Annotated in this window: 28 protein-coding genes; 13 read left to right on the forward strand and 15 right to left on the reverse strand. The window is 60.9% G+C overall.

All coding sequences use genetic code 11. The features are described 5' to 3' along the window. Positions 1 to 111: 111 nt before the first annotated feature. The 7 genes from ACFOGH_RS18885 to ACFOGH_RS18915 all read left to right on the forward strand — a co-directional run bounded on the left by ACFOGH_RS18885 (position 112) and on the right by ACFOGH_RS18915 (position 6,387). Positions 112 to 1,683 carry a gamma-glutamyltransferase family protein gene (locus tag ACFOGH_RS18885; protein ID WP_380074727.1) on the forward strand — a complete coding sequence of 524 codons (1,572 nt, stop codon included), beginning with the start codon at positions 112 to 114 and terminating at the stop codon, positions 1,681 to 1,683. Position 1,684: 1 nt separating this feature from the next. Further along, the gene (locus ACFOGH_RS18890; RefSeq protein WP_380074728.1) at positions 1,685 to 2,131 is read left to right on the forward strand and encodes a GAF domain-containing protein; all 447 of its coding nucleotides are present in this window, start codon (positions 1,685 to 1,687) and stop codon (positions 2,129 to 2,131) included. Next, positions 2,128 to 2,487, forward strand: a complete 360-nt coding sequence (locus tag ACFOGH_RS18895; protein WP_380074729.1) for a GFA family protein — start codon at positions 2,128 to 2,130, stop codon at positions 2,485 to 2,487. Before ACFOGH_RS18890 ends, ACFOGH_RS18895 begins: the two co-directional genes overlap by 4 nt. Positions 2,488 to 2,500: 13 nt before the next feature. Next, positions 2,501 to 3,124: a LysE family translocator gene (locus ACFOGH_RS18900; RefSeq protein WP_380074730.1), complete on the forward strand. Its 624-nt coding sequence runs from the start codon at positions 2,501 to 2,503 to the stop codon at positions 3,122 to 3,124. A 3-nt stretch (positions 3,125 to 3,127) separates the two neighbouring features. Continuing rightward, a complete protein-coding gene (locus tag ACFOGH_RS18905) occupies positions 3,128 to 4,021 on the forward strand; it encodes a homocysteine S-methyltransferase family protein (protein WP_380074731.1) in 894 nt (297 codons plus the stop codon). Then, positions 4,018 to 4,671 (forward strand): RluA family pseudouridine synthase, encoded by a 654-nt coding sequence (locus tag ACFOGH_RS18910; protein ID WP_380074732.1) that lies wholly within the window; start codon positions 4,018 to 4,020, stop codon positions 4,669 to 4,671. Before ACFOGH_RS18905 ends, ACFOGH_RS18910 begins: the two co-directional genes overlap by 4 nt. 87 nt (positions 4,672 to 4,758) lie before the next feature. After that, entirely contained in the window at positions 4,759 to 6,387 is a 1,629-nt protein-coding gene (locus tag ACFOGH_RS18915) for an FMN-binding glutamate synthase family protein (protein ID WP_380074733.1), read from the forward strand. Here ACFOGH_RS18915 and ACFOGH_RS18920 read toward each other — a convergent pair. Next, complete coding sequence (locus tag ACFOGH_RS18920; RefSeq protein ID WP_380074734.1) at positions 6,384 to 8,357, reverse strand: oxidoreductase; 1,974 nt, start codon at positions 8,355 to 8,357, stop codon at positions 6,384 to 6,386. The two genes, ACFOGH_RS18915 and ACFOGH_RS18920, sit on opposite strands and share 4 nt — an antisense overlap. 123 nt (positions 8,358 to 8,480) lie before the next feature. Beyond that, positions 8,481 to 9,926, reverse strand: a complete 1,446-nt coding sequence (locus ACFOGH_RS18925; RefSeq protein WP_380074735.1) for an aldehyde dehydrogenase family protein — start codon at positions 9,924 to 9,926, stop codon at positions 8,481 to 8,483. A 226-nt stretch (positions 9,927 to 10,152) separates the two neighbouring features. On the opposite strand from ACFOGH_RS18925, the gene ACFOGH_RS18930 reads away from it, so the two are divergent. Further along, positions 10,153 to 10,809, forward strand: coding sequence for a peroxiredoxin (locus ACFOGH_RS18930; RefSeq protein ID WP_380074736.1), 657 nt, complete (start codon positions 10,153 to 10,155; stop codon positions 10,807 to 10,809). Positions 10,810 to 10,849: 40 nt separating this feature from the next. On the opposite strand, the gene ACFOGH_RS18935 is transcribed toward ACFOGH_RS18930, so the two are convergent. The 5 genes from ACFOGH_RS18935 to rpsO all read right to left on the reverse strand — a co-directional run bounded on the left by ACFOGH_RS18935 (position 10,850) and on the right by rpsO (position 15,340). Continuing rightward, the gene (locus ACFOGH_RS18935) at positions 10,850 to 11,860 is read right to left on the reverse strand and encodes a rhamnan synthesis F family protein (RefSeq protein WP_380074737.1); all 1,011 of its coding nucleotides are present in this window, start codon (positions 11,858 to 11,860) and stop codon (positions 10,850 to 10,852) included. A 193-nt stretch (positions 11,861 to 12,053) separates the two neighbouring features. Next, entirely contained in the window at positions 12,054 to 14,195 is a 2,142-nt protein-coding gene (gene pnp / locus ACFOGH_RS18940) for a polyribonucleotide nucleotidyltransferase (protein WP_380074738.1), read from the reverse strand. A gap of 129 nt (positions 14,196 to 14,324) precedes the next feature. After that, entirely contained in the window at positions 14,325 to 14,696 is a 372-nt protein-coding gene (locus ACFOGH_RS18945) for a type II toxin-antitoxin system death-on-curing family toxin (RefSeq protein ID WP_380074739.1), read from the reverse strand. Positions 14,697 to 14,730: 34 nt separating this feature from the next. Continuing rightward, positions 14,731 to 14,922, reverse strand: coding sequence for a hypothetical protein (locus ACFOGH_RS18950; RefSeq protein WP_380074740.1), 192 nt, complete (start codon positions 14,920 to 14,922; stop codon positions 14,731 to 14,733). A 148-nt stretch (positions 14,923 to 15,070) separates the two neighbouring features. Beyond that, positions 15,071 to 15,340: a 30S ribosomal protein S15 gene (gene rpsO / locus ACFOGH_RS18955; protein WP_380074741.1), complete on the reverse strand. Its 270-nt coding sequence runs from the start codon at positions 15,338 to 15,340 to the stop codon at positions 15,071 to 15,073. Positions 15,341 to 15,657: 317 nt separating this feature from the next. Between rpsO and ACFOGH_RS18960 the strand changes: the two genes are divergently transcribed. Next, positions 15,658 to 16,716 carry a calcium-binding protein gene (locus ACFOGH_RS18960; RefSeq protein WP_380074742.1) on the forward strand — a complete coding sequence of 353 codons (1,059 nt, stop codon included), beginning with the start codon at positions 15,658 to 15,660 and terminating at the stop codon, positions 16,714 to 16,716. Here ACFOGH_RS18960 and ACFOGH_RS18965 read toward each other — a convergent pair. Further along, complete coding sequence (locus ACFOGH_RS18965) at positions 16,713 to 17,219, reverse strand: DUF1643 domain-containing protein (protein WP_380074743.1); 507 nt, start codon at positions 17,217 to 17,219, stop codon at positions 16,713 to 16,715. The two genes, ACFOGH_RS18960 and ACFOGH_RS18965, sit on opposite strands and share 4 nt — an antisense overlap. Before the next feature lie 116 nt (positions 17,220 to 17,335). Here ACFOGH_RS18965 and ACFOGH_RS18970 point away from each other — a divergent pair, with 116 nt between their 5' ends. Then, positions 17,336 to 18,496, forward strand: a complete 1,161-nt coding sequence (locus ACFOGH_RS18970) for a calcium-binding protein (protein WP_380074744.1) — start codon at positions 17,336 to 17,338, stop codon at positions 18,494 to 18,496. Positions 18,497 to 18,505: 9 nt separating this feature from the next. Here the strand turns inward: ACFOGH_RS18970 and truB are convergent, their stop codons facing one another. The 3 genes from truB to rbfA are packed head-to-tail and all read right to left on the reverse strand — an operon-like array spanning position 18,506 to position 20,604. After that, complete coding sequence (gene truB, locus ACFOGH_RS18975) at positions 18,506 to 19,408, reverse strand: tRNA pseudouridine(55) synthase TruB (protein ID WP_380074745.1); 903 nt, start codon at positions 19,406 to 19,408, stop codon at positions 18,506 to 18,508. A gap of 48 nt (positions 19,409 to 19,456) precedes the next feature. Beyond that, complete coding sequence (locus ACFOGH_RS18980) at positions 19,457 to 20,173, reverse strand: phosphodiester glycosidase family protein (RefSeq protein WP_380074746.1); 717 nt, start codon at positions 20,171 to 20,173, stop codon at positions 19,457 to 19,459. A gap of 2 nt (positions 20,174 to 20,175) precedes the next feature. After that, complete coding sequence (gene rbfA / locus ACFOGH_RS18985) at positions 20,176 to 20,604, reverse strand: 30S ribosome-binding factor RbfA (RefSeq protein WP_380074747.1); 429 nt, start codon at positions 20,602 to 20,604, stop codon at positions 20,176 to 20,178. A 93-nt stretch (positions 20,605 to 20,697) separates the two neighbouring features. Here rbfA and dapB point away from each other — a divergent pair, with 93 nt between their 5' ends. Both dapB and ACFOGH_RS18995 read left to right on the forward strand, forming a co-directional pair. Continuing rightward, on the forward strand, positions 20,698 to 21,507 hold the full coding sequence (gene dapB / locus ACFOGH_RS18990) for a 4-hydroxy-tetrahydrodipicolinate reductase (RefSeq protein ID WP_380074748.1): 810 nt from the start codon (positions 20,698 to 20,700) through the stop codon (positions 21,505 to 21,507). Positions 21,508 to 21,661: 154 nt separating this feature from the next. Further along, entirely contained in the window at positions 21,662 to 22,015 is a 354-nt protein-coding gene (locus ACFOGH_RS18995; RefSeq protein ID WP_380074750.1) for a dihydrodipicolinate reductase, read from the forward strand. 62 nt (positions 22,016 to 22,077) lie between these two features. On the opposite strand, the gene ACFOGH_RS19000 is transcribed toward ACFOGH_RS18995, so the two are convergent. Beyond that, a complete protein-coding gene (locus ACFOGH_RS19000) occupies positions 22,078 to 22,248 on the reverse strand; it encodes a DUF1674 domain-containing protein (protein ID WP_380074751.1) in 171 nt (56 codons plus the stop codon). Positions 22,249 to 22,315: 67 nt separating this feature from the next. On the opposite strand from ACFOGH_RS19000, the gene ACFOGH_RS19005 reads away from it, so the two are divergent. Next, a complete protein-coding gene (locus tag ACFOGH_RS19005) occupies positions 22,316 to 23,572 on the forward strand; it encodes an RsmB/NOP family class I SAM-dependent RNA methyltransferase (protein WP_380074752.1) in 1,257 nt (418 codons plus the stop codon). Positions 23,573 to 23,847: 275 nt separating this feature from the next. On the opposite strand, the gene ACFOGH_RS19010 is transcribed toward ACFOGH_RS19005, so the two are convergent. From ACFOGH_RS19010 to ACFOGH_RS19020, 3 genes are read right to left on the reverse strand one after another with little or no spacing between them, the layout of a single operon-like run. Beyond that, on the reverse strand, positions 23,848 to 24,585 hold the full coding sequence (locus ACFOGH_RS19010; protein ID WP_380074753.1) for an SDR family NAD(P)-dependent oxidoreductase: 738 nt from the start codon (positions 24,583 to 24,585) through the stop codon (positions 23,848 to 23,850). A gap of 9 nt (positions 24,586 to 24,594) precedes the next feature. Further along, positions 24,595 to 25,344, reverse strand: coding sequence for a DUF1365 domain-containing protein (locus tag ACFOGH_RS19015; protein WP_380074755.1), 750 nt, complete (start codon positions 25,342 to 25,344; stop codon positions 24,595 to 24,597). Next, positions 25,341 to 26,633, reverse strand: a complete 1,293-nt coding sequence (locus ACFOGH_RS19020; protein WP_380074756.1) for an NAD(P)/FAD-dependent oxidoreductase — start codon at positions 26,631 to 26,633, stop codon at positions 25,341 to 25,343. The genes ACFOGH_RS19015 and ACFOGH_RS19020 overlap by 4 nt, the downstream gene beginning before the upstream one ends. Positions 26,634 to 26,831: the final 198 nt, after the last annotated feature.

Here is a 26,831-nt window from a genome sequence, read left to right on the forward strand (position 1 = left end):
CCCTCGGCGCTGCGAATAATGCCCCCACCCAGTTCGTGGCGTCGAGGTTCATCTCTCTCTTGGAAGTCCGGCGACAACTCCCTAGGCTGCGGCCAACAGGAGGGTTTTTCCATGCGCGACTTTCAGGCTCCGGGCCGATCAGCGATCTATGCCAGCAATGGCATCTGCGCCACCTCACATCCTTTGGCTGCCAAAGTTGCGGTCGAGATGCTGGAAGCAGGTGGCAACGCGGTGGATGCGGCGATTGCGGGTGCGGTGCTTTTGGGCATTTGCGAACCACAGATGACGGGCATTGGCGGCGATTGCTTTGCACTGATCAAACCTGCGGGCGAAGAACGCATCGTGGCGCTGAACGGCTCTGGCCGTGCGCCGAAGGCCTATTCGGCGCAGGCCATGCGCGACCGGGGTCTTGCTGCCGTTCCGCTGCGCGGCGTCGATCCCGTCACGGTGCCCGGGGCGATGGACGCGTTCTGCCGCCTGTCGACGGATTGGGGCAAATTGGGATTGGACCGCGTTCTTGCGCCCGCCATTCGTTATGCCGATGAAGGCGTGCCCGTGGCCCCACGCGTGGCCTTTGACTGGGCCGCCGATGGCCCCGAACTCAGCGGCGATGCCCGCAAGTTTTACCTGCTGAATGGCGAGATTCCGAAATTGGGCCAGACCTTCCGCGCCCCCGGTCAGGCCGAAGTGCTGCGCCGCGTTGCCCGCGAAGGGCGCGCTGGTTTCTATGAAGGCGAAGTCGCCGAAGATATGGTGAATTCGCTCCGTGCGATGGGCGGCTTGCACACGATGGAAGATTTCGCCGCCACTGCCTGCACTTACACCGACCCCGTCGCGGGCGATTACAAAGGTGTCGATCTGGTCGAGCATCCGCCAAATGGCCAAGGTGCGACGGCGATCCTGATGCTGAACATCCTCAAGCATTTCGATCTGGCCGCGATGGATCCGTTCGGCACCCAACGCGCGCATATTGAGGCCGAGGCCGCCAAGCTGGCCTATGACGCCCGCGATCGATTCATTGCCGAAGCCGCCCCGCGGCTGGACCACATGCTGTCGCCGGAAACCGCGGCCCGCCTTGCCGCGCTGATCGACCCCAAACGCGCAATGGCAAGCGCGGCCCCCCTGACCGAAGCGGTGCATAAAGACACGATCTATATCACCGTCGTCGACCGTGACCGCATGGCGGTGTCGCTGATCTATTCGATTTTCTGGGGTTTTGGCGCAGGCATTGCCTCGCAGAAATTCGGTATCAATTTCCAGAACCGTGGCGCGGGCTTTACCCTGCAAGCCGGTCATCCGAACGAAGCGGGCGGCGGCAAACGGCCGATGCACACGATCATTCCGGGCATGTTGCGCAAGAATGGCAAGGTGATCATGCCGTTTGGCGTGATGGGCGGGGCCTATCAGCCCTGCGGCCATGCAAGATTTGTCACCAACATGGTGGATTACGGCTTGGACTCGCAGGCCGCCATCGATGCGCCGCGCTGCTTCTCTGGGGCCGAAGGCATGTTGGTGGAAAGCGGATATAGCCCGCAGGTCCGTGCCGAACTGGCTGCGATGGGGCATCAGGTGGCGCTGTCGCCTGACCCGATCGGCGGTGCGCAAAGCATTCTGATCGACGACAGCGGCATCCTGATCGGCGCGTCAGACCCGCGCAAAGATGGCTGCGCGCTGGGGTATTAAGATGCAGAACGTTGTCGATTCCATCCGCGCGCTGACCCATGGCGAAACCGATACTGTGGCGCTGATGGCCACCGTAGCTTGCGAGTTGCATCACGCGCATCCCTTTGCCGATTGGACCGGATTCTACCGGGTGACAGAACCTAACCTGTTGAAAATAGGCCCCTATCAGGGCGGCCACGGCTGCCTTGTCATCCCGTTTTCGCGCGGGGTTTGCGGGGCCTGCGCGCGCACCGGGCAGGTGCAGAACGTGCCTGATGTCGATGCTTTCCCCGGCCATATCGCTTGCGCGACTTCCACCAGATCAGAGCTTGTTCTGCCGGTGTGGAATGGGGCTGGCAAGCTTTTGGGCGTGCTGGATATCGACAGTGACACCCCGGCGGCCTTCACCAAGGCCGATGAAGACTGGCTGGTGCCGCTGTTGGCCGAAGTCTTCCGGGACGCACAATGAAGGGCGGTTGTCTGTGCGGTCAGGTGCGGTTTGAGGCCGACGCGCCGCTGCGCGCGGTATTTGCCTGCCATTGCACGCAATGCCGCAAAACCTCGGGGCATTTCTGGGCGGCAACCTCCGTTCCGCTCGACCGCTTTCGTCTGACCGAAAGCGCTGGCCTGCGCTGGTTTCAATCTTCAGCCGAGGCCCGGCGCGGCTTTTGTGGCAATTGCGGCGCCAGCCTGTTCTGGGAACCGCAGGGCGAAGGTCGCATCAGCATCGCAGCCGGGGCGTTAGAGGGCGAAACGGGCCTGCACATCGCCCAGCATTGGCACCGCGAAGACAAGGGCGATTATTACGACATTCCAGACACTTGAGCCCGGAGGCGTCATGTGGGACATCCTTGATGGCATCGGCTTGCACAACCTGTTGGCCTTCATCGGCGGTGGCCTGATCGTCAACCTCACGCCGGGGCAGGATGTGTTTTTCGCCACCGCTTCCGGCATTCAGGGCGGCCCGCGCGCGGGCGTGATGGCGGGCTTGGGCGTGGGTCTTGGGGCGCTTTGGCATGTGGCGCTGTCGGCGCTTGGCCTCTCTGCCCTGATCGCCGCCAACCCGGCGGCGCTGTCGGGCATCAAATACGCCGGAGCCGCCTATCTGCTTTATATCGCTTGGAAATCCTGGCGTGACAGCGGCACATTCACCCCCGGAAAAGGCCAACGCAGCGGCTGGGCCGCGCTGCGCAAAGGCGCTTTCACCAACATGCTGAACCCCAAGCCGATCCTGTTCATGCTGGCCTTCCTGCCGCAATTCGTGAACCCCACCCTTGGCCCGGTTTGGCCGCAAATCCTGCTGCTTGGCACGATCTTTGGCATCACCGGCACGGTGATCACGGTGGGATATGGCTATTTGGCAGGGCGGGCGGGCCATGCTATTGGCGCACGGATGGGCCTGCTGAACAAGATCGCGGCGCTCGTTTTTGCGGGTCTGGCGGCCCGGTTGATCACGGAGTGAATGATGCAGATTACCCTTCTGGATGGCGGCATGGGGCAAGAATTGGTGGCACGCTCGGGTGACGAGCCGACGCCGCTGTGGGCGACCCGTGTGATGATCGACCATCCCGGTTTGGTGAAAGCCATCCACGACGACTATTTCGCGGCCGGAGCCTCGGTCGCCACCACCAATACTTATAATATCCTGCATGATCGATTGGAGGGGGTTGGGCTGGACAGCCTTTACCACGCCCTGCACCTGCGCGCTTTGATGGAGGCACATGAGGCCAAAGCCCAAGCCGGTCGCGGGATTATTGCTGGCTCGATGGGGCCGCTGGGCGAGTCCTATCGCCCCGATCTGACCCCGCCGGTTGACGTTTCCGCCCCGCTTTATGCCGAAAAGGCCCGGATTTTGGCCCCACATGTCGATGTGATCCTGCTGGAAACCATGTCCTCGCTGGATCTGGCGCGCGGCGCGTTGCAAGGCGCGCAAGCCGCTGGCCTGCCGGTCTGGCTTTCGGTGTCGGTGCATGACCGCGATGGCAGCCGCCTGCGCTCGGGCGAGCCGATTGCCGGTCTGCGCGATCTGATCGCCGAACACCCCACCGCCGCCGTGCTGGCAAACTGCTCCATGCCCGAGGCCATGCTGGCCGCCCTGCGCGAGCTGTCCACGATGGGTCTGCCGTTTGGCGCCTATGCCAACGGCTTCAGCGAAATCTCTAGCCTGCCGCTGCCGGATGCCGTGGCTGCGCCCGATTACACCCACCGCCACGATCTTTCGCCCGAGAAATACACCGCCTTCGTGATGGAATGGGTGGCCTTGGGGGCCACGATCGTCGGCGGCTGCTGCGAGGTCGGCCCCGCCCACATCCGCCATCTTGCCGCCAGCCTGAAAGCGGCGGGCCACAGCATCGTATGATCCCCGACTTTATCTACAACCCACCGGACGTGCCGCTGGATATCCTGTATCAGGATGCGCAGATCATCGTGGTGAACAAACCCGCGGGCTTGTTGTCGGTGCCAGGCAAGCTTGAGGGGCGCGAGGATTGTTTGACCTCGCGTCTGCAAGCGGCGCATTGGGATACGTTATTGGTGCATCGTCTGGATTGTGACACCTCTGGCGTGATGATCTTTGCCCGCACCAAACAAGCGCAAGGCTTTCTGGGGCAGGAGTTTGAAAAGCGGCGTGCCAAGAAAACCTATGTCGCAGAAGTTTACGGGCAGTTAACGCCAGATCACGGCCATATCGACCTGCCCTTGTGCGCCGATTGGCCGAACCGCCCCCGACAAATGGTCGATCACATCCATGGCAGGCCCGCACAGACCGATTGGCAGGTGATCAGCCGCACCGCCGACACCACCCGCGTCCGGCTTTCGCCGCTGACCGGGCGCAGCCATCAGCTTCGGGTGCATATGCTGGCGCAGGGCTGCCCGATCTTGGGCGATCCGATCTATGCCACGGGAAAGGCACGCGAATTTCCGCGCTTGATGCTGCATGCCGAAAGCCTCTCGCTGCACCATCCGGCCAGCCATGAATGGGTAAGTTTCATGGCCCCGTTGCCATTTTAATGTGACAAGACAATGTGACATTCCGGCGTTAACCTTGCCGCAATGAATGTGCGATTACATGGCGGCCACAGCGCTGCCAAAAGGATAATGATGCAATTTCTGCGCTACCCGTTCGAGCCTCGGTATTCCGCAATGACGATCTGCGTGGTCTTGGCCGTGATTTTTGCCGCGCTCAGTCAGCGCTGGCTGGCCTATGCCGATGTGCTGGAACTGCTTTGCGTGGTGATGCTGGCTCTGGTCGCTTTGGGCGTGCATGACCTTCTGCAAACCCGCCACGCGATCTTGCGCAACTATCCCATCGTCGCACATATGCGCTTCATTCTGGAAGATATCCGCCCAGAGTTGCGGCAGTATTTCTTCGAAGGCGAGAAAGATGGCGCACCGTTTCCGCGTGACAAGCGCGCCATCGTCTATCAGCGCGCCAAGCGCGAGCTGGACAAGCGGCCGTTTGGCACGATGTATGATGTCTATCAGGAACAATACGAATGGCTGCATCATTCCATTGCGCCGCAACCCGCCGCCCCGATTGACGCGATGCGCGTGGACATTGGCCTTGGGCCCCGCGCCTATTCGGCCTCTTTACTGAACATTTCCGCGATGAGTTATGGGGCCTTGTCGGCCAATGCCATCCGGGCACTGAACAAGGGCGCGCGGGCGGGTGGGTTTTTCCACGACACCGGCGAGGGCGGGGTTTCGCCCTATCACCGCGAATTTGGCGGTGATCTGGTGTGGGAGTTGGGCTCGGGCTATTTCGGCGCGCGCAATGTGTCAGGCGGTTTCGATGCCACGCTGTTCGCCGATGCTGCGGCTGACCCGCAGATCAAGATGGTGGAACTGAAACTGTCGCAGGGCGCAAAACCCGGTCATGGCGGGGTGTTGCCCGCTGCGAAAGTAACAGAAGAAATCTCGAAGATTCGCGGCGTGCCGATAGGGCAGGATTGCGTGTCGCCCGCCAGCCATTCCGCTTTCTCCACGCCAGCAGGCCTGTTGGAATTTGTCGCCCGGATGCGTGATCTGTCGGGGGGCAAACCGGCGGGATTCAAGCTGTGTATCGGCCATCCGTGGGAGTTCTTGGCGATCTGCAAGGCCATGCTGGACACCGGCATCACCCCGGATTTCATCGTGATCGACGGCAAGGAAGGTGGCACGGGTGCCGCGCCCTTGGAATTCATGGATCATGTCGGCATGCCATTGCGCGATGGATTGTCCTTTGCACACAATGCCTTGATTGGTATCGGCCTGCGCGACAAGATCAAGATCGGCGCATCGGGCAAGATCACCTCGGCGTTTGACATGGCCAAGATCATGGCCCTCGGCGCAGATTGGTGCAATGCGGCGCGCGGCTTCATGTTCGCGGTGGGCTGTATTCAGGCGCAGTCCTGTCATACCGGGTTGTGCCCCACGGGTGTGACCTCGCAAGACCCGGCACGTCAGCGCGCGATTGTGGTGCCTGACAAGGCCGAGCGGGTGGTCAATTTCCATCACAACACCCTGCACGCCTTGGCGGAATTGGTGGCTGCCGCTGGGTTGGCACATCCGCAAGAGCTGCGCCCGCACCATTTCCAACGCCGCGCCTCGTCCGACAAGGTGATCTCGTTCGCCGAGCAATATGAACAGCTTAAACCCGGTCAACTGCTGGCAGACCCGTCGTCTTCACCGCAGTTCCGCGAAGCTTGGGCGTTGTCATCCCCCAACAGTTTTGGCCGGGTCGGCTAAAGCGAAAGCGCCAGTTTCCGCCCCTCGTGGAACGCGTAAGCAGCGAGCCGGGGGGCGACGCAATCGCCGATGCGCAGCGTTTTCTTGCCCTCGAAATCTTTGGGGAACGGATCAAACGCCCGATTGGTCGTGGCCATTACCAGACCTGAGGCTGGAATGACCTCCTCGACGCCCGTCAACATGTTCAACACCGACGCGCCATTGCCATGCCAACGCGCGATGCAGGATTCGGTCTTGAACTGAACCCCCAGCTTGGCCAGCCGCCGCCGTGCTGCACCATCCGCCGCCGTCCGAGCGATTTCCTTGCCGACAAAAGCTTCGGGCGTGACAATCGTCACCTGCTTGCCCGCCTCAGCCAGGGCCCAAGCCGTGCCCACGCCACGCCAGTTCGACCCCTCATCATAGACCACCACCGCATCGCCCAACCGGGCTTCGCGCCGCATCACATCCTCGGGCGACCAAACCCCGCCCAACTCTAACCCCGGCAGGCTTTCCAGATGCGGCAGCCAGCGCTGAAACGCCTTTTCATCCGGCAGCGAGCCGGTGGCCAGCACCACAATATCCGCAGGATGCGCGGCGATTTCTTCGGGATCGAGATAAGTGTTCAGCCGCAACGTGACACCCAGTTTTGTAAACTGCCGCTCATACCAATTCATCAGATCAAGGATCTGCGCCCGTCGGGGTTGCATCCCCGCCAGCCGGAACTGACCGCCGATCACAGGCAGAGCCTCAACAATTTCAACACGGTAGCCACGCTCTGCCGCGCCACGTGCCGCTTCCAACCCAGCCGGGCCAGCGCCCACCACCAACACAGATTTGCCCGCACCTGGGGTGAAACGGTCGCCACCCCATTCCCATTCCCGGCCCACCGAAGGGTTGATCAGGCAGGAAATCCAGTAATCCCGGCTGCGCCGCCCCCAGCACATCTGGTTGCAGGAAATGCAGCCGCGAATATCCTCGACAAGCCCCTCGGTGGTCTTGCGCGCCAGATGCGGATCAGCAATCTGGCCGCGCACGATCGAGACCAGATCGGCCTCGCCCGCGGAAAGGATACTTTCGCCATTCTCGGGCGTCCGCACCCCCGCCTCCGAGGTGATCTTGATGTTCTTCGCCAAGGCCTTCAACTGCGCGGTGAGGGGCGTCGTCAGCTTTTCGCCATGGGTGAACGGCGGGATGATCGCGTCAAACTCCAGATAGCTGCCCGCGCCAACCGTGACGTAATCCAGATGCCCGGTCGCGTCGTGCAGGCTGATGATTTCGCACATGTTTTCCGCAGAAAGTGTCGCCGAATAGGCTGTGGAATAGCTGACCGCCATGCCAATGATGAAATCCTCACCGCAGGCGCGGCGGATGTTTTCCACCAAGGTGCGCGAGAAGCGGGTGCGGTTTTCCAGGCTACCGCCCCATTTGTCATCGCGCTGGTTTGACCACGGCGTCCAGAATTGATCCAGCAGTGAATGGTAAGCCGCCCAAACCTCGACACCCTGAAAGCCAGATTTCTGCGCCCGCACCGCTGCGGCAAGATGCGCCGCCAGCAGTTCTTCGATCTCGGTTTCGGTCATTTTATGCGAACCGTCGCTGTCGTGATACGACGGCCCACCCGAAGGCGACCAATGCGGCGCAAAGCTGAGGTCGGAATCGCCATGCGCGCCCACATGGTAGATCTGCTGACAGATCACCGCGCCCGCATCTTTCACCTTCTCGGTAATACGCTGAAAATGCGGGATAATGTCGTCGGACTCGGGCAGCATGTTGCCGCGCGTCAGAACGCCTGTTCGGTGTGCTGGCACCGGTTCGGTTACGATCATCCCGGCCCCGCCCAAGGCACGCTCTAGAAAATAGCCTTCCATCCGCGCGCCCGGCAGGCCCTGTTCGGCCATGTTGTTGGTATGAGCGCCGAACACAATGCGATTGCGCAGGGTTTGGCCACGCATTTGCAACGGCGAAAGAAGACGGGGATGCGCGGTCATGCTGGCTCCTGCTGTGGCTGATCTCAGAAAACTACGAATCGACACATGTGTCAAGTTTTAGCCCATGGCAGAAAAGCAAAACGCCGCCCGGTCAGGGGCGGCGTTTTCGTGATTTCGCGGCGTTCAAGCCTGATCAGAATCCCAGCCCGAGATCGCCTTGACCTCGAGAAACTCTTCCAGCCCCCAATGCCCGCCTTCGCGCGCCCGGCCTGAGGCTTTCACCCCGCCAAAAGGTGAGCCCGCGCCGCGCGATTTGCCGTTCATCTCAACCATGCCAGAGCGCAGCCGCCGCGCCATGCGGTTGCGCCGCGCGCCGTCCTGCGATTGCACATAATTCGTTAAGCCATAGGGCGTATCATTGGCGATACGCACCGCATCTTCTTCGGTATCGAAAGGAATGATCGACAGCACAGGGCCAAAAATTTCTTCCTTTTCAATCGTCATACCCGGCACAACATCGGCAAACACCGTCGGTTTGACGTAGAATCCACGGTTAAAGCCTTCGGGCAGGCCCGGACCACCAGCGACCAGACGCGCACCTTCGTCGATGCCCTTCTGGATATAGGCTTGAATCTGCTCCCACTGGCGTTTGTTCACCACGGGGCCAATATGCTTGCCCGGTTCATGCGCCGAGCCAACCTTGATCGAGTCGGCAACCTGCGCTGCAATCTCAACTGCGCGGTCATATACCGGGCGCTCGACCAGCATCCGGCTGGGCGCGTTGCAGCTTTGGCCAGAGTTGTTCATCATATGCCGCACGCCACGTTCCACGGCTTTGTCATCGGCATCAGCAAAGATCACATTGGCGCCTTTGCCGCCCAGTTCCAGCGTCACGCGCTTCAGGGTTTGCGCGGCAGCCGCCGAAATCGCCCGACCGGCGCGGGTTGAGCCGGTGAAAGAAATCATCTCGACATCCGGGTGCGACGACAGCACCGCGCCCACGCCGGGGCCATCGCCATTCACCAGATTGAACACGCCCGGCGGCAGGCCCGCGTCATGGCAGAATTCAGCAAACAGGATCGCATTCAGCGGGCTTTCCTCCGACGGCTTCAGCACGCAGGTGCAGCCTGCCAGAATCGCCGGAATCGCTTTCAACGCGATCTGGTTCATCGGCCAATTCCATGGCGTGATCAGACCCACCACACCAATCGGCTCTAGCGCGATACGGTCGTTCGGCGCATGTGGCCCCAACGGGCGCACCCATTCCATCGCATCGAACGCGGTCAGAAAGTTGGTGGCATGCCACGGCAGGCAAGGCGCTTGGCTGCTGCGCGCCATGTCAATCGGCGCACCCATTTCGATGGCGATGGCATGGGCCAGTTCCTCCAGCCGCAGTTCATACTGCTGCAGAATTTTCACCACCACATCGCGCCGCACGGCCGGATCGGTCGCAGCCCAAGCCGGAAATGCCGCCTTCGCGGCCGCCACGGCTGCATTGGTGTCAGCCTCTGACCCCAGCGAAATGATCGCGCAGGGCTCTTCGGTGGAAGGATCAATCACCTCAAGATCGCGCGGGGTGATCGGGGGAACCCACGCGCCGTTGATGTAGAAATCGCGCTTGATGATCATGGCAGCCTCCAAAGATTTGATCATAATATGGCAGTGCCGATGCCGCCATACAACCATACGCCCGACAGGAAATGTCGCGAAATGCAGCGGCTGTGCGGTGGCAGCATTCCGCGCAGCACCAATCTGGCGGAATATCCTTCCCTTCTGATGGCAAATGGATGCGAGATAGTGAAATTCCGTTCCAAATCGCTTACATCAACGCCATCTGACAGTCGCAGGAGAAAACATGTCTATCCGCATCAACGACATTGCGCCCGATTTCACCGCCGAATCCACCGCTGGCACCATCCATTTTCACGATTGGCTGGCGGGCGGTTATGCGATCATTTTCAGCCATCCGCGTGATTTCACCCCCGTCTGCACGACCGAATTCGGCGCTGTGGCGCAACTGGCGCCGGAATGGAAAAAACGCAACACCAAGGTGATCGGAGTGTCGGTCGACTCGGTGGCTGATCATGGCAAATGGAAGCGCGATATCGAGGCTTTCGGCGGCGCGCCCGCTGATTTTCCGATCATCGACGATACCAGCCTGACCGTCGCCAAGGCGTTTGACATGTTGCCGGCTGATTACTACCTGCCGACCGAGGGCCGCACCCCCGCCAACACCGCCACAGTGCGCACCGTCTACATCATCGGGCCGGACAAGAAGGTGCGCCTGTCGATGACCTATCCGATGAGCGTGGGCCGCAACTTTGCCGAGATCCTGCGCGCGCTTGACGCCGTGCAAGCCACCGATGGCGTGCCGATTGCAACCCCCGCCAACTGGCAACCGGGTCAGGACGTGATCGTGGCGCTGAGCCTGAACAACGATCAGGCCACCGAGAAATTCGGCGCGCTTGACATCAAACTGCCGTATCTGCGTTTTGCGAAACAGCCGAAGTAATTTTCAAAGGGCGGCACCATCCGGTTGCCGCCCTTTGCGTTCAATCCCAATGCGACAGTTCTTGCAGAACCGTCGGCGCGCATTTGTTGCCCAGCCATTTCGCATAAAGCGGCCGCAGAACGCTGTAAAAAGGCTCGCGCGATTTTTTCATGAATGGGAAATTCATGCGCGACAGCGCTGCTGGGTGCAAAAGCATGATTTGTTTGCGGAATTTGCGTGAATCGACAAAAGCTGTCACATCGGCGCGCCAAGTTGGGCTGCCATGGGTTGCAATCAGGGCCTCAATCGTCGGTGCGCGTTTGCGTTCCAATTCCGCCTCAAGCCGCAGCAAGTCTTTCAGTTCATCATCCGAAAGTTGATCCAGCACGCTGCCCAAGCTCTCGAACCCCCAGCGCGCATCCAGAGAGTAACCCAGTTTGCGGAAATGCACGGTCATTTGCACTTCGCAATTGCGGATGGTCCATTCCCGATTGCTGCTGAGCAGAAGGTGGCGCCAAAAGACTGCAAAATCCTTGCTGGCCAACAGTTTTTTGCCAAAGGCCACGGCATATGATTGCAGGTGGCGCTGCGCCATATGCTGCTTGCGTTGCGACAGAACGGCACCATAAAGATCCGTTTTTGCCGCCAGAACGTGATCAAGGAAATCCTCGTCGTCAAAGGTCGGAAACCAGACAGAATCGTTCATGATCAACAGCTTATCCATCTGGATCCCACTTTCCAGCAGATGCAGGATCCCGTCACGATAGCCACCGAAATCGTAGCCAAAGTTCTCACGCTCCAGCACACCAAAGCTTAGGCCAGAAAGCGTATTGCGGTCTGCATCTGATAGCGGCGCATTCGAGACAATGAAAACTGAAAAACCCTTAGCGGCGAAATAGCGGCAGGTCTCGACAGAGGATGCCAAAAGCCCCTTGGGTTGATAAAGCAGATACAACACCACATTCGGCCCAGCAGCCAACGTGCCATTGGTATATTTTGAATTTCGGTTTTTGCGCAGATCGTGCCATTTGCGGCGCAGTGGGCCGGACAATGCGATAAAGGGAAATCGCATATGGTCTTTGGCGCGCAATACCTCGCGCTTTACCTTCCACATCGGCAACATTTCGCACCTACTTACACTGGATTGCGTTGCAGCATCAGATACCGCAGTGCAGCGAATAGGCCAAGCAGGCGTTGTGTGGTAGGGGAATTTCACGCAAAACGGCGCCGAAATCGTTCGGCGCCGTTCAAGATTTTGCGAAAGCTTACGCCTCGGCGGCTTCTTCCTTGGTTTCGGTGATTTCCAGGCCGGTTTCCTGATCAACCATCTTCATACCGAGGCGAACCTTGCCGCGGTCGTCAAAGCCCAGAAGTTTCACTTTAACCTCTTGGCCCTCTTTCAGGATTTCGTTCGGGTGGTTCAGGCGCTTGTTGGCGATCTGAGATACATGCACCAGACCGTCACGCTTGCCGAAGAAGTTCACGAAAGCGCCGAAATCGACCAGTTTCACCACTTTGCCGGTGTAGATCTGGCCTTCTTCCGGCTCTGCCACGATCGACCAGATCATGTCATAGGCCTTCTTGATCGCCGCTGCATCCGACGAGGCGATCTTGATGATGCCTTCGTCGTTGATGTCAACCTTGGCACCCGACACTTCGACGATCTCGCGGATCACCTTGCCGCCCGAACCGATCACTTCACGGATCTTGTCGGTCGGGATTTGCAGGGTTTCGATCTTCGGTGCGTATTCGCTGAAGCCTTGCGGGGCCGACAGCGCCTTGTTCATCTCGCCCAGAATGTGCAGACGACCGTCCTTGGCCTGCGCCAAAGCCTGCGCCATGATTTCCGGGGTGATGCCAGCCACCTTGATGTCCATCTGCATCGTGGTGATGCCGTTGGCGGTGCCTGCAACCTTGAAGTCCATGTCGCCGAGGTGATCTTCATCACCCAGAATGTCGGTCAACACGGCCCAGCGGCCATCGTCTTCCAGGATCAGCCCCATGGCGACGCCCGCCACCGGAGCCTTCAGCGGCACGCCCGCATCCATCATCGACAAAGAACCACCGCAGACCGACGCCATCGACGACGAGCCGTTCGATTCGGTGATCTCGGACACCAGACGGATGGTGTAGGGGAAATCGGTCGGTGCCGGCAGCACGGCTTGCAGCGCGCGCCATGCCAGTTTGCCGTGACCGATTTCACGACGGCCGGGCGAACCCACGCGACCAACTTCGCCAACCGAATAGGGAGGGAAGTTGTAATGCAGCAGGAAGTTGGAACGCGAGTTGCCGTGCAAAGCGTCGATGATCTGCTCATCTTCGCCGGTGCCAAGCGTGGTCACAACCAAGCCTTGGGTTTCGCCACGGGTGAACAGGGCCGAGCCATGCGTACGCGGCAGAATTCCGGTTTCCGACACGATCGGACGCACGGTCTTGTTGTCACGCCCGTCAATCCGCGCGCCGCCGTTGATGATGTCGCCGCGCAGGATCGAGGATTCCAGCTTTTTGATCGCCGAACCAAGGTTCAGATCGGCCTTGTCCTCATCCGACAGCGCCGCCTTGGTGGTCGCAACCGCAGCCGAGATCGCATTGGTGCGCTCTTGCTTGTCACGCAGCGCGAAAGCCGCGCGCATTTCGGTCTCGCCCGCCGCTTTCACGCGTGCGTATAGGTCCGAGTAATCCGGGGCCTGGAAGTCGAACGGCTCTTTGGCGCAATCTTCGGCGAAGTCGATGATCATGTCGATCACTGGCTGCATCGCGGCATGGCCGAATTTCACCGCACCCAGCATCTCGTCTTCGGTCAGCTCATAGGCTTCCGATTCCACCATCATCACGGCGTCTTTGGTGCCAGCGATGACCAAATCCAGACGCTGATCCGGATTGCCGCGCAGGTTTTGCATGTCGTCGATTGACGGGTTCAGCACATAGTTGCCACCCGAGAAACCAACCCGTGCAGCGCCAATCGGGCCCATGAACGGCACGCCGGAAATCGTGAGCGCCGCCGAAACGGCGATCATCGCGACGATATCGGGATCGTTCACGAGGTCATGCGACAGCACGGTTGCCATCACCAGCACTTCGTTCTTGAAGCCTTCGACGAACAGCGGGCGGCACGGACGGTCGATCAGACGCGAGGTCAGCGTTTCTTTCTCGCTCGGACGGGCTTCGCGTTTGAAAAAGCCGCCCGGAATTTTCCCAGCGGCGTAGTATTTCTCTTGGTAATGCACGGTCAGCGGGAAGAAATCCTGTCCCGGTTTCGGCGCGCGCGCATAGGTCACGTTGGCCATGACGCTGGTTTCACCATAGGTGGCAATGACCGAGCCGTCAGCCTGACGGGCAACCTTGCCCGATTCCAGCGTCAGCGTTTCTTCGCCCCACTGGATTGATTTTTTAGTCACGTTGAACATCTATCGTTCCCTGTATGGAAGCACCCATGGCCCCTGCCATGTCTTCCTTTTGAATCGCGGCCCCATTGCCGCCGCCCCAATCCTAAAGCATGTGGCCGGGGCAGGCCTCATATCGCAGATTGCGCGCGTTTACAGGAAAAGGGGGCGTTTGGGAAGGGGATGCCTATGGTCTGCGGATGCGCGCAACAAACCAATCGGAAATTTGCTGAAAATCATATTGCCCATCAGCAACGGCAACCCAAAATCGTCAATCCGTTCGTCGTCTGGGATGTCGAGCACATAACCACTTCGATCAACAAGGATTTCAACAAGCAACCACGCAGTCCTCTTGTTGCCATCCAAAAATCCGTGATTGCTGACCATGCTGTGCAATACTGCGGCGGCTTTGCGTGTGATGGGTCTATGATAGCCAGAATAGGGGCGCGCCAAAGCAGATTCAATCAAATGCAGACTACTGATTCCGTCACGGCCACCAAACACAAGAGCTTCGTCATGCGCCATGACAGCGTCAGCCAAAGTCAATCGGTAGTGCATCTTAACGGTCTGCAAGCCGCTTAAGGGTCTCGCTGCGTTTGGAAGATGCTTGGCTCAGAGAAGACGCGGAAAGAGTGCTAGCTTTAGCGCCACCCTTGCTGGTTTGAACTTCAACAAGCCGGCCATCGCGCTGATCCCGCTTGATCCAGCCCCCATTCACTGAGGTGGTTTTAGAAGAGGAAGTTTTGGTCATATCTTTCGCCTTCTTCACCGCATGTTCGAAAACATAACATGTTTGGCCCAAATAACCAGTATTGCAAAGAATCGGTTGCAACGTTCGCTACCCAAAAACAAAACGCCCGCAGCTTTCACCACGGGCGCTCCGACAAATGCCGTAAGGCTTAGCGACGCAGGCCGAGGCGTGCGATCAGCGAAGCGTAGCGGGCTTCGTCTTTGGCCTTCAGATAGTCCAACAGCTTACGACGCTGAGCAACCTGCATCAGGAGACCGCGGCGCGAGTGGTTGTCTTTCTTGTGCGATTTGAAATGCTCGGTCAGGGTCGCGATGCGCGACGACAGGATGGCAACCTGAACTTCCGGCGAGCCGGTGTCGTTCTCTTTGGTCGCGTATTCTTTGATCAAGCGGGCTTTTTCTTCAACGGTGATCGACATCGGAATCTCCTGTTAAGAGGGTTGCGGCGCAGGCCGGGATGTCGTCCAGCAAGGCCAATGACACCGCCTTTACAGACGGATGCGCGCGTATAGGGGGATTTCGCATCAAAGAAAAGCTGATTCGCCACGGCAGCCGCCCGACAGCTTTCATTTACCATCGGCCAAATTTCCGAACGCCCAGCGCAAACAGCTTTTGAAGCCCGCACGATTCTGTGATACCTTAATCCAGAATTATCCTGCCTGACCAAAAGGTTAACAGGAAATTTGGTTAACAAAAGGTTAACGCCACCTGTTTCCAGTTGTCGGAGGTTTTCATCATGCTTGGTTTGCTTGGTCTGCTTGGCGCTGTGTTCGCGGGCGTGATGGTCGATTCATTAACCGCTGCGAATGACAGCAACGATGAAACCGACGATCAGGCCGATGACGCGCATGACGTCGGGGGCGAAGAAAACAACATCTTTCATATGCTGTCGTCGCGCGATGGCAGCACTGCCACAGACACCCAGCAAACCGATAGCAGCGACGATACCGAACAAGACGGCGTGATCTCCTCGAACGATGTGATCGTGGCACCCGCCGAAGATCTGTGGCTGAACGGCGATGATCTGGCCAACATGCTGGGCGGTGACGGCGGCGATGATCATATTGCCGGTCAGGGCGGCGATGATGCGCTGACGGGATACGCAGGCAACGATCAGCTTGATGGCGGCGATGGCAATGATGCGCTGAATGCCGGCGCGGGCGATGACAGCCTTTGGGGTGATGCCGGAAACGACCTGCTGCATGGCGAGGCTGGCAATGACAGCCTCGACGGGGGTGCAGGCGACGACACGCTGCAAGGCTGCGACGGCGACGACAGCCTGTCAGGCGGCGCGGGTGCAGACAGCCTGCTCGGTGGGGAAGGCAAAGACAATCTGTCAGGCGGCACGGGCGACGATGCGCTTGACGGGGGCTTTGGCGACGACCAACTGCGGGGTGGCGCGGGCAGCGATACCCTCGACGGCGGCGATGGCCACGACACGATATGGGGTCAGACAGAGGATGATGCCGACCACACGCCAGATTTCCTGAACGGCGGCGCGGGCAATGATGCCTTGATGCTCGGCGCAGGCGACTATGGCAATGGCGGCGAGGGCGAAGACACGTTCCACCTGCTCGACATCGGCGCGGATGATCCCGTGGCGCAGATCACCGATTTCAATCCGCACGAAGATGCGTTGGTGGTGATGTATGACGCCAGCCTGCATCCTGATCCACAGTTGACCGTTGAAACCACCGACAGTGGCACAACGCTGTTGCTGGACGGCGTGCCATTGGCCAGCCTGCAATCCGTGGCCGGGCTGGATCTGAGCAGTATCACCCTACAGGCGGCTTAAACCCACAAGGTCGGCTGCACCTGATAACCAATATACAGCGGATGTTTTGGCGCGCCCGCCAGCGTCAGCCCCAGATGGTACAGCGGCAACCCGGTTGCCCGCAGCAATGCCGTCACCGCCGCGCCGCGCTCCAGATGCGCGCCATGGCTGCCCCAGCCGCAAATCACCTGATCCGCCCAGGCCGCGCCTTCGACAATCGCCGCATCATTGCCCGGCCCCACCGGATCACCCTGCGCCCGCATCACCTTGGGGTCCGTGGCGCGATAGGCAAAGATATTCGCCACCCGAAACGCCCCAAATCCCAAAGCGCGGGCGCGCCGCTCGCAACGCTCCACCGTCGGATCGTTCTGCACTTCCGTCGCGGTCGAAGGGTTCAGCATCACAAACAACGCCTTGCGCCCAGCCGGATGCCACACCCGCGTCAGCGCATAGCGATAAGCCTCGCAAGGCGAATACACCGCCACACTCTCCGCATCGCCCTTCAAATGCCGCCGCGTGATCATTGCCTGTCCAAACCCAAATCGCTTGTTTGGAAACGCTGTAGCATCGCGCGCGGTGCTTGTGAAACACCCCGCATCAGATAACATCGTCGTGATTGGTATGGTGAAGGGTGGCGGCAATGCTGGGACTTGGGTTGATGGGATTGTTCGCGGCTTTTGCGATTGGCGGGCTGTTTCACGCCAATGACAACGACGAACCGGATGAGCCTACGCCAGAAACCCCCGACACCCCAAGCCACGGCACCCCGGGCGATGATCACCTGTCGATTGGTCTGAATGAAATCGGCAACCGATCAGGCTGGGCGGGCGATGACACCCTCACCGCCCAAGGCATCACCCGCGATGATCCGCATTTTCAGGATATCAGCCAGCAAAGCCCCGACTACGTGCTGTTCAACTTGTTCGCGCAAGGGCCGGCGGGCCACCCCAATATTCAGAACATCTATGGCAATGCCGGCAATGACACCTTGATCGCCAACGGCAACGGCGTGTTCGCCAATGGGGGCGACGGCCAGGATCTGCTTGATTTTTCCAACGCAGACCAAGGCTTTGGCGTGATTGGGGCGGGCGACACCATGCTGGGCAGCACGCAAGATGACAGCGTGCTGCATGTGTTGTCGCATGGCGGCGGGCTGTTTCAGGGTGGCGCCGAACATGCCGTGGCAGTGGCTGATGGCAATGGCGCAACGCTGGACGGCGGCGCAGGCAATGACGCGCTGATGAACCTCGATGGTCAGGCCACGCTGATCGGCGGTGCGGGCGACGATACCTTACGGGCTGACATCAACAGTGACCAGTTTCAAGGCAGCCACGCGGATCAGCTGTCATGGTTCACCGACAATAATTTCGACGTGCTGGATGGCGGCGCGGGCAATGACCTGCTGACCCTCTCGCAGGGGGACATTGCGACACTGGGCAGCGGCGCCGATCACGCCACCATTTCCGATTCTGCGGCCCATGCCGACGATCAGGCCGCCGTGATCACCGATTTCAACCCTGCCGAGGATACGCTGCGCATCATCGCCGGAGACGTCAATGGTCAAGCCGATCATGATGGGCTGGTCGGTCAGGTCAGCACGCAAGAGGTTGACGGCAATACCCACGTCATTGTCGCAGGCGAGGTCGTCGCTGATCTGCAAGGCGTCACCGGGCTGAACATCGGTCTGGTCAGCAACCCTTATGACGAAATCCCGATCTATACGACGCTTGACGGCACGCCTGCCGACAGCAGCCGCTTTGACGTGTTGGTCCAACTGTATCCGCGGGTCATCGGCGATTAACGCCCCGGTTCAGTTGAACACCCGGCTGGGGTGCAACTCGCCCGATTTGTAAATCCCTACTGCGATGGCACGGCCCTGATAGCTGGCCCAGGCCTCATCCCCGTAGCCAACGCTCGATGCCAGAACCATCCCCGGATTGCCGTTCTTCAACCGCGCCGCCCCTTCCGGCGTGCAAGGCAGTTCTGGCAAATCTGCCAGCCCCAGTTCCAGCGGTTTCAGAAAGGCATCCAGTTCCGCCGTCTTGGCCAAAGCATCAATCTGCGCGACCGAAATCCCCTCGGCCGCCGTAAACGGCCCTGACCATTCCCGCCGCAGCCAGGCCACATGGCCCAGACAGCCCAAAGCCTGCCCCAGATCGCGCGCGATTGAGCGGACATAGCCACCCTTGCCGCAGACCATCTCCAACTCCACCTGATCCGCAGAGGGCCGCGACAAAACCTCCAACCGCTCCACCCACAAGGGCCGCGCCGCCAGATCCATCGCCTCACCCTCGCGCGCCAGATCATAGGCCCGCTCGCCATCCACCTTCACGGCGGAAAACTGCGGCGGCACCTGCTGAATATCGCCACGAAACGCAGCCAGCGCCGCTTCAATCTCGGCATCCGAAGGCCGCAGCGCAGATTCAGCAATCACCGACCCCTCGGCATCATCCGTGGTGGTCGCCGCCCCCAGATTGACCATGAAGCGGTAGCCTTTCATCGCATCCGTCACATAGGGCACGGTCTTGGTGGCCTCGCCCAGCGCAATCGCCAGCACACCCGTCGCCGCCGGGTCGAGCGTGCCCGCATGGCCCGCCTTCTGCGCATCCATCGCCCATTTCACCTTGTTCACCACGGCGGTCGAGGTGATCCCGGCAGGCTTGTCCACCACCAGCCAGCCCGAAACCGCCCTACCCTTTTTGCCGCGCGCCATGATGCTCTCCTGTTGCGAACCGCCCGATAGCCCCCGGCGGCACTCAGGTCAACGCGGAACCACCAGCCCCACCATCGGCCCCATCGGAAAGCCGCCATCATGCCGATCCAGTTCGGGCGCATAGAGGCGCGAGATCGAGCCGTCAAAATACAGCGCATCCCGCAGCCCCAGCCCGTCACGGAACAGCCGCGCAAAGGCGTAGAAATTCACTTCCTGATTGGAAATCGCAAACACCGCCCGACTACCATCCGCCGGAACACCCACCCCGTTGCGGATATGCAGCGAATCGGACTCAGGCAGAAACTTGGGGTGCAACTTACCGCCAATCACCAGCATCGGCCCCGATTGCGTGGCATAACGGCAGGCGGGCTTTTCCGCCGCAAAGGCCAAAGTCTCGATCACCCGCAGCGTCTTACCGATACAAAACACCCCGTTCGGCACCAGCCCGAAATTCCCCGGCCCCGCCCGCGTCACCAGTGGCGCGGCCTCGACCCCATCTTCCACATACAGCCCCACCGGCCCCAGATCGCGGTGATACATCCCCGCATTCATCGCAAAGCCCAAGGCCAGCCCCTGTGGCGCCAGCATCTCGTTCACCGCGGTAAAGCTGCCCAAAGCGCCATCCGGCCCGGAATGAAACAGCCGCAGATCCTGCCCGGCCGTCACCTCGCACACTGTGTAAGACGCGCCCTCAAACGTCATATCCCGGCAATCCGCAACGGCCGCAGCCCCCCAGACCACCAGCATAAACGCCAGTCGCAGCATGGTTATTCCTGTGGCTCTGCGGCGTCATCCGCCGGTTTGGCGATATCCGCCTGCACCCGCGGATCGTCGAACAGCTTGCGGGCAAATTCCAGCCGGTCAAACGTATCATCGGGGCGGAAACGCAGTTCGGGCGAATGGCGCAGGGTCATCTCGGCCGAGACCCGCTTGCGCAACTCCCAGGCGTTTTTGGCCAGCGCCGCAATCGCTTCCTCCACGCTCGCCCCGCCCATCAGCGGCATCACGTAAACCGTCGCCACCTTCAGATCGACCGAGACCGAAACTTCGCCCACCGTGATCGACATGTCGTTCAACACCGGGTCATGCACCTCGCCGCGTGCCAAAATCTCCGACAGCGTGCGCCGGATCAATTCGCCAACCCGAAGTTGACGCTGCGAAGGCCCTTTGGCCGAGTAGGAACGTGTGTTTGCCATGCCGCCGTTTACGCCAATCCGCCCCCGCCCGCAACGGCGGGCTTTCACCGCCATGGCAAAACCGCTAAACCCGGCCAAAATGCGAGGCACCCCATGACCCAACTTCCCGGCATCACCATCACAGGCGCATCAGGCCGCATGGGTCAAATGCTGGTCAAGGGCATCACCGCCCATACCGGCGCGCGGCTGGTTGGCTGTATCGAGCGCCCCGGCCACGCATGGATCGGCAAAGACATCGGCCTTTGCATGGGCGGGGCAGCGCTTGGCGTCACAGTCACAGATGATCCGCTGGAAGCCTTCGCGGTCTCGCAAGCCGTGATCGACTTCACCGCGCCCGCCGCCACCGTCGAATTTGCCGCCCTCGCCGCCCAAGCCCGCGCCGTCCACGTTGTCGGCACCACCGGGCTGGAACCTCAGCACCACCGCAAACTTGACTTGGCCGCGCACCATGCCGTGATCATTCAGGCCGGCAACATGAGCCTTGGCGTCAACCTGCTGACCCGGCTGACCCAGAAAGTCGCCGCCGCCCTTGATGCCGATTGGGATATCGAAATCATCGAGGCCCACCACCGCATGAAGGTCGATGCCCCCTCCGGCACCGCCCTGATGCTGGGCGAGGCCGCCGCCGCAGGCCGGGGCATCGACCTTGCCACCGCCAAACAATCCGGCCGCGACGGCATCACCGGCGCACGCAAGCGGGGCGACATCGGCTTTTCCGCCATCCGTGGCGGCGATATCGTCGGCGAACATGATGTGCTGTTTGCCGCCGATGGCGAACGCATCGTGCTGCGCCACCTCGCCACCGACCGCAGCATCTTCGTGCGCGGCGCGCTCAAAGCCGCCCTCTGGGGCCAATCGCAAAAGCCGGGCCGCTACGACATGATGGATGTCCTCGGTATCTAACCCCCTAAAATTTATCTAAAATTCGCCTTCATCTTGGCGAAAAATACTCCGGGGGTTGGGGGGCTGGCCCCCCGATCCAAAGCATCAACACACGCAACCTGATCCAAATCGCCTTCCCCAGCGTAAGCACAGCATAACCTCAGATGGTGCCCGCATGCGCAGCCTCGTCGCTTTCCTGCTACTGACCGCCCCGGCCTTGGCCGAAACCTATCAGCCGATCAAAGACCGCAGCGCCTTTGTCGACATCATCACCAGACACGAGTTGCGCATTGGCCTTTACAATCTCAGCCTGACAATCAGCCCAAAGGGCAAGATCACCGGCTCGGCCCTCGGCTGGGAAATCACCGGCGATTGGACATGGCAGGACGGCTACTTCTGCCGCGATATGGATTGGAGCGGCACGCCAATCCCTTACAACTGCCAACTGGTCGAAGCCAAAGGCCGCGACAAACTGCGCTTCACCACCGACAAAGGCGCCGGAGAATCCGCCGCCTTCGATCTGCGATAGGCGATCCACAACATATTGTGGCCCGCAGCCAGGCAGGCACAAGTGCCTCCCAGCTGGGAAGATCAAAAGTCGATGGCGAGACCCTTCTTCTCCCAATCGCCATAGCGCACCGGTTCGGGCCCTTTGCGCCCGCCCAATTCCACCGGACGCTCAACCAGATCGGCCAGACGGCGGCGCTCTTCGGCTTCGGCCAAGGCGCGCTGTGCTGCTGCGGGAAGTTCAGATGTGCTCATCGCGGTTTCCTTGCGGCTTCATCGCACTTGATATACGGCCAATCGACGCAATCTCAAGGGTAAGCACATGGCAGAGGCAAATGCAGGTCTGGGCGCAAGGGCTGCCACTTTGGCCATCCTGTCGGCGATCATGGAGGAAGGTCAGACCATGGCCGTCGTCCTCGCCAACAAAAATGGCGCGCTGAAAGGTGTCGGCCCGCAAGACCGCGCCCGCGCCCAACGCCTTGCCCTGCAAGTCATCCGCCTGCTGGAACCCATCGACCGCCTGCTGGAACCCCACCTGCGCAAAGCCCCGCCCTTGGCGGTGATGAACATCCTGCGGCTCGCCGTCACCGAACTGCACGAAGGCACCGCCGCGCATGGCGTGGTCAACGCCGCGGTCGAACTCGCCCGCAAGGGCAAGAAAACCACCCATTTGGCGGGTCTGATCAACGCCATTCTGCGCAAGATCCCCGAAGGCGCACCGCTGCCCGGCCCCGCGCAACTGATGCCACGCTGGCTGCGGCAACCGCTTGTGCACGCCTACGGGCGCGAGGTGGTCTCGGCGATTGAAACCATGCAGGCCAAGGCCCCGCCGCTCGACATCACCCCGCGCGGCCAAACTCTGCCCGAAGGTATGCTTCTGCCCACCGGCTCCCTGCGCCTGTCCGAACCCGGCCAAGTCTCAACCCTGCCCGGCTACGCCTCGGGCGATTGGTGGGTGCAAGACGCCGCCGCAGCACTGGCAGCGCCCCTACTCGCCGCCAAACCCGGCGAAAAAGTGCTCGACCTCTGTGCAGCCCCCGGCGGCAAAACCCTGCAACTGGCAGCCGCAGGCGCGCATGTCACCGCGCTGGATATCTCCGCACCCCGGCTGGAGAAACTGCGCGAAAACCTCACCCGCACCCGGCTGCAAGCCAAGATCGTGGTGGCCGATGCCCTGCACTGGCAGCCCGAGACTCTGTTCGACGCGGTGCTGCTGGACGCCCCCTGCTCTGCCACCGGCACGATCCGCCGCCACCCCGAACTGCCCTTTCTTAAAGACGGATCAGAACTGGCGGACCTTGTGCCGCTGCAAGCCGCACTGATCGACCGCGCGCTGATGTTTCTGAAACCCGGCGGCCGCCTGGTGTTCTGCACCTGCTCACTTCTGCCCGAGGAAGGCGAAGCGCAACTGACCGCCGCCCTCGCCCGCCACCCGAACCTGAAGGTGCAGCGCCCCGATTTGGCCGGTATCGACCCCGCTTGGATCACCGCCGACGGCGGCCTGCGCCTGCGCCCCGACTATTGGCCCGATCTGGGCGGGATGGACGGCTTCTTCATGGCAAGTCTGACGCGCGCCTAAGGTAGATTGCCATCATCTTGGCCAGTCTGGCGAAGGCCCCCGCCTTCGCCATGCGGTGTGGGTGCCGCTGAAACTGCCGGGCCTCAAAGGCCCGGCCAGCGCCCGACGCAGCCCTGGCGGGCGCTTCTCGCCCGCCGGGTCGGGTGCTGGCCTCTGCGCGTTTCTCGGTGAAGCGACTACAGAGGCAAACCGCCCACGCGGGCGGGGAAACGCAATGCGTTTCCTGATTCCGCCCGCACTTGGGGCGCAGCCAAGCGCGTGGATTTCGATTGGCTCTAGCTCTTTTTCCCCGCAAACAGCCGATAATACAACCAATCCGGCAAGAACTGACTGCCGCGAAACACCCAGGAAAACACCGTCGGGAAACTGCGCTTGAACCGCGTGGATTTCATCAGCGCCAGCATCTCTGCCGCCGCCTGCTCGGGCTCCATCAGGAACGGCATCGAGAAATCGTTCTTTGCAGTCAGCCTTGTGCGGATAAACCCCGGATTGCCCAACTGCACCCGCACGCCAGACCCGCGCAAATCGGCATACAGGCTTTCCGCCAGCGCCATCACACCAGCTTTGCTGGCCGCATAGCCCAACGCCCCCGGTAATCCCCGGAATCCCGACAACGACCCCGTGATCACGATATGCCCAGTGCCGCGCGCCACCATCCCCGGCAGAACCGCCCCCACCACCCGCGCAAGGCCGGTGAAATTCACGTTGCACATCGCCTCCAGCTGCGCTGCATCCACCTCTTGCGCAGCCATTGGCCAATAAACCCCGGCGACAAACACCACCCCATCCACCGCGCCGACCTCTGCCGCCGCCGCCTGAACCGAAGCCGCATCCGCCACATCGACCACCACAGCCGAGGCGCGCGGCACCCGCCCGCAAGCCTCGGCCAGACGCTCTGGATCGCGTGCCGACAAGATCACCCGCGCGCCCTCTGCCGCCAAAAGCTGCGCCAGCGCCAGCCCAAGCCCCTCGCTTGCCCCCACCAGCCAATAGCGTTTGCCCGTAAAGCTCATCCTTGCCCCCTAGCGTGAGATTTCATCGCCCGGCGGCACCGGCGGGCTGCGATAGCGCGCGCCTTTCCACCACAACTTCAGCGCCTGCCAATGGATCAGCGTCAACACCCGCCGCGACCCAAACGGGCGCCGCAGACAAGCCGCCAGAATCGCCCGGTTGGTCAGCGGCACGCGCCGCCCGGTCAGCGTTGCGATCAAGCCATTCTCGCCCGCGCTGTAATCAATCCAGATCCCGATGCGATCAGCCGCAACATCAAAGCGAAAGCGGTAACTGCCCTCAACCGGCTGAAATGGCGAGACATGAAAGATCTTGCGCGCCATCACCGTATCCTCGCGCCCCAGCGGCGCCAGATCGTCGCGATGACACAAATAGCTGTGGCGCTGGCCAAAGGTGTTTGTCACCTCGGCAATCACCACCCGCAAGCCACTGGCATCGCTGCAAAGCCAGAACGACACCGGGTTGAACACATGCCCCAACACGCGGGGCTGCGCCAGCAGCAGGATCTCGGTCGTGGGCGGCAAACCCTGTTCCGCAAGCACGTCGCGCACCCACGCAACCCCCCGCCCCAGTTTCGGTGGGCCACCATGATCACTGTCGTGCAGCGAGGTCAGATTGGCACGGTTGCGCGAGAACAAGCCCGGCCCCCGCGCGGTTTCGGGGTCAAGCAGGATGTAATCGACGCCATAACTAAAGCGATTACCCACGCCGCCGCGTCGACCATGAAACGTGGTCGCGGCGATGTGTTCAACGCCGCTCATCCCGCGCTGACCTGTGCGGTTGCGCGCATCGCCTCGACCACATCCACAGCGCTGGCGAAGCCATCTTCGTGGAAACCATGCCGCATCCATGCCCCGCAATACCAAGTGTTGTTCTGGCCGTTGATGGCCTTGATCTGCCGTTGCGCCTGCAACGCCGCGTGATCATAGACCGGATGGCGGAAGGTGACTTGATCATAGATCAAATCCTCGCGGATCGGCTGATTGGCGTTCAGCGTCACGAACAACGGATCGTCCTGCGGGATCGGTTGCAGCGAGTTCATCCAATAGGTCAGGTCAATCTTTTCAGCCCGCGTGCCCTTGGGCTCGGTGTAAACCCAACTTGACCAGCATTTGCGCAAGGATGGCATCAGGCTGGCATCGGCGTGCAACGTGGCTTGGTTGGGCTGATAGCGCATCGCGGAAAGGGCCGCGGTCTCTGCCGCTGTCGGGTCGGACAGCAAGCGCAGCGAATCGTCGGAATGGGTGGCGAGGATCAGATCGTCAAACAACTCCCAATCGCCACCCTGTCCGCGCAGCATCACCCCGCCCGCGACACGTTGAATTCCGATTACCGGCGTGGAAACCCGAATTTCGACGCCATGCTGCAACAGGCTGGCTTGCAGGCGGTTGACGTATTGGACCGACCCACCCCGCACCGTAAACCACGGATGTTGCCCGGAAACCTGCATCAATGCGTGGTTCTGAAAGAAAGAGATCAGCGCCTGCGCCGGGAAATCAAGGATGTCTTGCGGTGGTGTGGACCAAATCGCACCGGACAGCGGCAAGATGTAGTAATCGCGGAAATAGGCCCCGGTCCGCAAAGCCGCCAGCAGCCCGCCAATGGTCAGGGTCGCGTCTTGCGCCAAGGCGGCGGCATGTTTGTTGAAATGCAGGATATCGCGGCACATCCGCAGAAAGGCAGGGCTGGCAAGGTTGCTGCGCTGCGCAAACAGGCTGTCCAGATCACGCAGCGCATATTGCAGGCGACCACCGTTGATCGAGGCACCAAAGCTCATGTTGCTGGGGGCAATCGGCACGTTCAACTCGTCAAACAACTTGACCAGATGCGGATAGTTCACCTTGTTGAACACGATGAACCCCGTATCCACCGGCTGATCGCCGCGCTTGCCTGCCAGCACGGTGCGGGCATGGCCACCCAGCCGCGGCGCTGCCTCAAACAGCACAACGGCATTGTCGGGGGCAAGTTGATGGGCGGCAGCCATGCCAGCAATGCCGCCGCCGACGATGGCAATCCGGCGGGGGGCCTGGGCAGGGGTCTCAAACGGCATGGGGCATCCTGTCTGTCGATTTGAAAAGGCATACGCAGGGCTGCGTGCGATGGATCATCTTTTGTTGTGATCCAGATACGTTGGCGCTGCGTAAGAGTTTCATGTTGCTTGACCTTGCCCTTCATGCGCCCATTTATGGGCCAAGACCGCCCTTAAAGCGGGTGGTGCGGCGTGGGACAAGCAAAAGCGTGACGGAAC

The organism is Cypionkella sinensis (genome assembly GCF_042646385.1).
GTDB classification, from domain to species: domain Bacteria; phylum Pseudomonadota; class Alphaproteobacteria; order Rhodobacterales; family Rhodobacteraceae; genus Cypionkella; species Cypionkella sinensis.